Annotated in this window: 8 protein-coding genes, 1 tRNA gene and 1 pseudogene; 9 read left to right on the forward strand and 1 reads right to left on the reverse strand. The window is 55.6% G+C overall.

The features are described from left to right. The 3 genes from ACEQWH_RS01100 to ACEQWH_RS01110 form a co-directional block, all read left to right on the forward strand. A partial coding sequence (locus ACEQWH_RS01100) for a pyridoxal-phosphate dependent enzyme (RefSeq protein ID WP_370227503.1) occupies positions 1 to 567 on the forward strand: 567 nt, incomplete at its 5' end. Between the two features lie 117 nt (positions 568 to 684). Continuing rightward, positions 685 to 1,404: an alanyl-tRNA editing protein gene (locus tag ACEQWH_RS01105; protein ID WP_370227505.1), complete on the forward strand. Its 720-nt coding sequence runs from the start codon at positions 685 to 687 to the stop codon at positions 1,402 to 1,404. Positions 1,405 to 1,493: 89 nt separating this feature from the next. After that, on the forward strand, positions 1,494 to 1,892 hold the full coding sequence (locus ACEQWH_RS01110; protein ID WP_370227507.1) for a hypothetical protein: 399 nt from the start codon (positions 1,494 to 1,496) through the stop codon (positions 1,890 to 1,892). Between the two features lie 12 nt (positions 1,893 to 1,904). Here ACEQWH_RS01110 and ACEQWH_RS01115 read toward each other — a convergent pair. Continuing rightward, positions 1,905 to 1,994, reverse strand: a tRNA-Ser gene (locus ACEQWH_RS01115). A 123-nt stretch (positions 1,995 to 2,117) separates the two neighbouring features. Between ACEQWH_RS01115 and ACEQWH_RS01120 the strand changes: the two genes are divergently transcribed. The 6 genes and pseudogenes from ACEQWH_RS01120 to obgE form a co-directional block, all read left to right on the forward strand. Beyond that, entirely contained in the window at positions 2,118 to 2,951 is an 834-nt protein-coding gene (locus tag ACEQWH_RS01120) for a DUF2059 domain-containing protein (protein WP_370227509.1), read from the forward strand. A 199-nt stretch (positions 2,952 to 3,150) separates the two neighbouring features. Beyond that, complete coding sequence (locus ACEQWH_RS01125) at positions 3,151 to 3,798, forward strand: 50S ribosomal protein L21 (RefSeq protein ID WP_370227511.1); 648 nt, start codon at positions 3,151 to 3,153, stop codon at positions 3,796 to 3,798. A gap of 23 nt (positions 3,799 to 3,821) precedes the next feature. Beyond that, entirely contained in the window at positions 3,822 to 4,091 is a 270-nt protein-coding gene (gene rpmA / locus ACEQWH_RS01130) for a 50S ribosomal protein L27 (protein ID WP_370227513.1), read from the forward strand. 77 nt (positions 4,092 to 4,168) lie between these two features. Further along, entirely contained in the window at positions 4,169 to 4,774 is a 606-nt protein-coding gene (locus ACEQWH_RS01135; protein ID WP_370227515.1) for a LysE family translocator, read from the forward strand. Beyond that, positions 4,771 to 5,310 (forward strand): GNAT family N-acetyltransferase, encoded by a 540-nt coding sequence (locus ACEQWH_RS01140; RefSeq protein WP_370227517.1) that lies wholly within the window; start codon positions 4,771 to 4,773, stop codon positions 5,308 to 5,310. The genes ACEQWH_RS01135 and ACEQWH_RS01140 overlap by 4 nt, the downstream gene beginning before the upstream one ends. Before the next feature lie 60 nt (positions 5,311 to 5,370). Continuing rightward, positions 5,371 to 5,543: pseudogene (obgE, locus tag ACEQWH_RS01145) on the forward strand (GTPase ObgE); the annotation flags it as partial.

Below are 5,543 nucleotides of genomic sequence, written 5' to 3' on the forward strand. Positions count from 1 at the left end.
AACCGTCGTGCGCACGTCGAAACCACCGGCCCTGAGATCTGGGAGCAGACCGGTGGCAAAGTTGATGGCTTCATCTGCGCCGTAGGATCCGGCGGCACGCTGGCGGGCGTGGCCGAAGTGCTTCAGCCTAAGGGCGTGAAAATTGGTTTGGCTGATCCGATGGGCGCCGCGCTGCACAGCTATTACACGACCGGCGAGCTGGCGTCGCAAGGCGGCTCTATTTCCGAGGGCATCGGGCAGGGGCGCATTACTGCAAACCTCGAAGGGTTCAAACCGGATCACTCGTTCCAAGTTCCTGACGAAGAGGCGCTGCCGATCGTCTTTGACTTGCTGGAAAACGAAGGCCTGTGCCTTGGTGGTTCGTCCGGCGTCAACATTGCCGGTGCAAAGCGTCTGGCCAAGGAAATGGGTCCGGGCCACACCATCGTGACGATCCTGTGTGACTATGGCACGCGCTATCAGTCCAAACTGTTCAACCCAGAATTCCTGCGCGAAAAAGGCCTGCCAACACCGTCTTGGCTGTCAAATGCACCAATCAGCATTCCCGGCGTCTTTGAAGACGTGTAACCCACACGTGCATAGCTTATGGAAACCCTGCGTTCTGACTTGGAACGCGGGGTTTTTTATTGAATTTCACACACGTTGGGTCAGTATCAGCGACACCAAGACACGCAGGACAGACAGATGACAGAGCTTCTTTTTCGCGATGATGCCTATTTGAACAGTGCCGAGGGCACAGTGATCAGTCACACGCCAGAAGGCGGCATCGTCGTGGACCGTGCGTTGTTTTATGCAACCGGCGGCGGGCAACCCGGCGACAGCGGCGAAATCTCTTGGGCTGGCGGCAGTCTGAAGATTGCGACCGCGGTCAAAACTTTGGACGACGAGATCGCTTTGGTACCTGCGGAACCGGCGCGGTTGCCCGAGGTTGGCACCACGATCACCCAGCATCTGGACTGGGAGCGCCGCTATCGCCACATGCGCATTCATACGGCGCTGCATCTTTTGTCTGTCGTGGTGCCCCTGCCTGTCACCGGTGGCTCGATTTCGGCTGAAAAAGGACGTCTGGATTTTGATATGCCAGAGGCCCCTGACGACAAAGAAACGTTGCAAGCACAGCTGAACGAGTTGATCGAACGCGATCTGGAAGTCCACGAGAGCTGGATTACCGACGACGAATTGGCCGCTCAGCCGGATCTGGTGAAAACCATGTCGGTCAAGCCCCCCATGGGATCAGGCCGTGTGCGTCTGGTTGGGATCGGGCGCGACGACGACCAGATCGATCTTCAGCCCTGCGGCGGCACGCATGTCGCGCGTACTGGTGAAATCGGGCGCATTCGGATCGGAAAAATCGAAAAGAAAGGGAAACAGAACCGTCGTGTGAACATTCACTTTGATGGATAAGGGACCTTTGGCGTTTTCATACACAATCAGGGAAAGGAGGCATTATTTAAATTCCGGCAATAGTTTTCTGAAGTAAAAGGTAATTTTCCATGAAACAGATACTTATCCCACTATTTTTGACCGCATCTATCGCCCATGCCGGCGGTGACGTCGAAAGCTGTGTTTCACATGACGCGTCAAACGACCCTTATGGATTGGTTGAGTCGTTCGCCCCAAGTGATTGGACTGTCTGTGCGATCTTTGATGGCTCTGCTATCGCGACCAAAGAATGGTCCGTGCGCGTGACAATCGGCCCAAAAGGCAACCACAAACAAAAGTTTTCCCTCTCCAGCAAAAACGCGACGAACGTATCCGGTGACATTTACGAAACCTGTAAAGATGTGACAGTCGGAGCCTCTGAAGTTCTTTCCGTCGTGCGCGGCGCCAGTGATACGCCAAGCGATCTGATCCCCGTACGCGCCTGCGCGCGAGACGACGGAAAACACTGACGTTAAGGAAAATGGCGGAGAGACAGGGATTCGAACCCTGGGTCCCCGTGAAGGGACAACGGTTTTCGAGACCGCCCCGTTCGACCACTCCGGCACCTCTCCGCGGGGGTCTGGTTCCGCGCGGTCTATCTCGGATTTTTGATCGCCGCAAGAGCTGTTGGTGATTGTTTGTTGACCGATATGCCCTAAGTTTGACTCAACCGTAAAAAGCCAAAGGATTGTTCTATGTTCCACCACCTACGTACTCTGGTTTCCGTGGCTTTTGTTGGCGCGATGACGTCCTTTCCTGTGGCAGTGCAGGCGGCAGATCGCGACGATGTCGAGAATTTTCTGAAAGTGACCGGCTTTGATGTGGCGTTGGAGTCCATCGCGCTCGGGGCGGAAACCGCGCCCTCGATGCTGGGTCTTGAGGACAACGCCTTTGGTCAAACCTGGAGCAATCTTGTCAAAGAGGTCTTCATTGTCGAAGACATGAACACCCAAGCGCTGGACATTCTTGAAGCGACGCTGGACCAAAACCTGCTGGATCATGCCGTTACATTTTATGGCAGCGAGCTGGGTCAGCGGCTGGTCCATGCCGAGAACCTGTCTCATCTTGATGATGACGAGCTTAAGCAAGTCGCAGGCGAACAGCTTTTGGCCTTTTATGAGGCCAAAGAGGATCCACGCCCCGCATATTTCGTCCGCATGGGGGCCGCGATTGATCCGGAAAACATCGGGCTGCAGGCGCTTCAGACCATTCAAGTGCGATTTATCCTGGCCGCGTCCCGTGCAGGCGTGATCGCGCGCGACATCGACGAAGAGGCGCTGTGGGCCAATATCCGGGCAAATGAAGCCGAGGTGCTGGCCGCGATCGAAGAGGGGGCGAAAGCCTCGGCCGCCTATACCTATCAGGATTTCACCGCAGACGAGGTCAAAGCCTATACCGAGGCGCTGGAACATCCTGATATGCAGCTGGTTTATGAACTGATGAACGCGGTGCATTATCAGGTGATGGGCAACAGATTTGAGGCGCTGTCGCTGCGTCTTGGCGAATTACAGCCCAGTCAGGATCTTTAAGTCAGAAAAAACAGGGCAATCCGCAACTCCTGCTTGACTTACTTTGACCACCGGACCATAAGCCCGCATCGGCGTAAGGGCTTCCTTGCGCCTTTATCTATTGCAATCTCGTCCGAAAAGGGCGCGCTGTTTGAGGTGGCTTAGGCCGGAAACGCCCAATAGGGGACCAAATAACGCGGGAAATCGAAGGAAATAGGACATGTTCGCAGTCCTGAAAACCGGCGGTAAACAGTATAAAGTACAGGCAGGCGATGTTCTGCGTGTCGAAAAACTGGCTGCTGACGCGGGTGAAAAAATTCAATTCAACGAAGTTCTGATGCTGGGCGGTGACAAAACCGTCGTTGGCGCACCACTCGTTGAAGGCGCTGCCGTACAGGCAGACGTGATCGATCAGATCAAAGGCGAAAAGCTTATCAAATTCGTTAAGCGTCGTCGTAAGCACAGCTCTAAGCGTACTGTTGGCCACCGTCAGAAACTGACGCTGGTTCGCGTCACAGACATTCTGTCCACTGGCGCAGACAAGTCTGGCGTAAAAGCAGCAATCGGTGCAGGCTCTGTATCCGGCGCAGCTGTTGAAGCAGCCGCTCCTGCGAAAAAGGCACCTGCAAAGAAAGCAGCGCCTAAAGCAGACGCACCTGCAGCAGAAGCTGGCGCAGACGATCTGAAAAAGCTATCTGGCGTAGGTCCAGCGCTTGAGAAGAAACTGCACGCCGCTGGCGTTACCTCTTTCGCGCAAATCGCGGCTTGGGGTGAAGCAGAAATCGCAGACTTCGACGAGAAGCTGTCCTTCAAGGGCCGCATCGAGCGCGAAGGCTGGGTTGAGCAAGCCAAAGAACTGGCGAAATAAGCGAAAAATAGGAGACACACGATATGGCACATAAAAAAGCTGGTGGTAGGTCCCGTAACGGTCGCGATTCCGCGGGTCGTCGCTTGGGCGTCAAAAAATACGGTGGTGAGTCTGTCATCTCTGGCAACATCATCATGCGTCAGCGCGGCACAAAGATGTGGCCGGGCGAAGGCGTAGGCATGGGCAAAGACCATACCATCTTTGCGACCACCGACGGCAACGTAAAGTTCCACAAAGGCCTGAAAGGCCGCACCTTTATTTCGGTTCTCCCTGTGGCGGAGGCCGCAGAGTAAGCCGACCTTAAGGTTAAGAGTATTTAAGGGATCGGCGAAACCGCCGGTCCCTTTTTTGTTTCTATTGAGCACATCCCATGAGTATTGCAGTTCTTCCTTTTCTGGCATTTGGCGCGTCGCAGGTGGCAACACCTGGGCCGGCCAATATGGCGTTGATGGCCACCGGAGCTCGGTTTGGCTTTCGCGCGTCCATGCCGTTTGTGGCGGGCGTCGCCTTGGGAAAACAATTGATTATCTGGCCAATCGGCTTTGGCCTTATGTCGCTTGCGGCATCGGCACCTTGGGCGTTCGAGGCGCTGAAATACGCCTCGATGGCCTATATTTTCTGGCTCGCCTGGAAGGTCGCAAACCTGCGCCTGTCCGCGTCAGAGACAGGTGCCAGAGCGCCGGGCTTTTTCGCGGGTCTTTGGGTGCATCCCTTAAATCCCAAGGCCTGGGCCATGATCGTGCAAGGGTTCACAAATTTCGTGAGCGAGGACACCCCCACCTTGCAAGCCACAACGACAATCGCCATCTGTCTTTTGGCCTGTCAGCTGTTATTTCATCCGATGTGGGCTTTGGGAGGAGATCGCATCGCAAAAACCGTCGCCGGAACACCGGCAGAACGGTATTTAATGTGGATTTTAGCGGGACTTACAGTGGCTTCGGTCCTGTTCGCCCTGCTTGGAGGAGAGAGCACATGATGCATGACACGATTATCAATCAGCAAGTGATTGACACAGACCGCGTGGTCCTGCGCCCCTTGCGCAAGTCGGATCAGGGTCGCATCGATCACTATGCCAGCGACGAAGCATTGGCCCGCATGACAACCGCAATCCCGCACCCGTTGCCGCCCGGCGCGACCGAGGCCTTTATCGCGCGTGCACACTCTGAAGACCGCATAGCAGATGTTTGGGCCATTGATGGCACGCAAGACAACGCAGAAGAACTGATCGGCGTGATCTCTTTGGACCGTGTCGATGAGGGCAAAAGCGAGATTGGCTATTGGGTTGCGCCGCCGTATTGGAACACAGGCATCGCATCCGAAGCCGTGCGCGCGCTGATCGCCGCCAACCCGCTGAACAGCCACGTCATGTTTGCCAGCGTGTTTCAGGACAACCCGGCCTCGGCCCGCGTGCTGACAAACTGCGGCTTTCAATATCTGGGCGATGCGGAAATCTTTTCTGTCGCCCGCGGCGCACCGGTTCCAACCTGGACCTACAGCCTAAAACTTAATTGAGCTTCCCCCTGTCTTAGCGTTATGAGGCAGGGGACGTAATAAACCCCAAAGGACGCCTCTATGAAATTCCTCGATCTGACCAAGGTCTATATCCGCTCGGGCGGTGGTGGCAGTGGCTGTGTGTCCTTTCGCCGTGAGAAGTTTATCGAATACGGCGGCCCTGATGGCGGGGACGGTGGCAACGGCGGCTCGGTCTATGCCGAGGCGGTCGACAGCCTGAACACCCTGATCGA

The organism is Cognatishimia sp. (assembly GCF_964229375.1).
In the GTDB taxonomy this organism is placed as follows: domain Bacteria; phylum Pseudomonadota; class Alphaproteobacteria; order Rhodobacterales; family Rhodobacteraceae; genus Cognatishimia.

Excerpts from the sequence above, each read along its gene's own strand:
- ACEQWH_RS01110 (WP_370227507.1), top strand. The coding sequence starts at position 1,494 with ATGAAACAGATACTTATCCCACTATTTTTGACCGCATCTATCGCCCAT.
- rpmA (WP_370227513.1), top strand. The coding sequence starts at position 3,822 with ATGGCACATAAAAAAGCTGGTGGTAGGTCCCGTAACGGTCGCGATTCC.
- ACEQWH_RS01140 (WP_370227517.1), top strand. The coding sequence starts at position 4,771 with ATGATGCATGACACGATTATCAATCAGCAAGTGATTGACACAGACCGC.
- ACEQWH_RS01120 (WP_370227509.1), top strand. The coding sequence starts at position 2,118 with ATGTTCCACCACCTACGTACTCTGGTTTCCGTGGCTTTTGTTGGCGCG.
- ACEQWH_RS01135 (WP_370227515.1), top strand. The coding sequence starts at position 4,169 with ATGAGTATTGCAGTTCTTCCTTTTCTGGCATTTGGCGCGTCGCAGGTG.
- ACEQWH_RS01105 (WP_370227505.1), top strand. The coding sequence starts at position 685 with ATGACAGAGCTTCTTTTTCGCGATGATGCCTATTTGAACAGTGCCGAG.
- ACEQWH_RS01125 (WP_370227511.1), top strand. The coding sequence starts at position 3,151 with ATGTTCGCAGTCCTGAAAACCGGCGGTAAACAGTATAAAGTACAGGCA.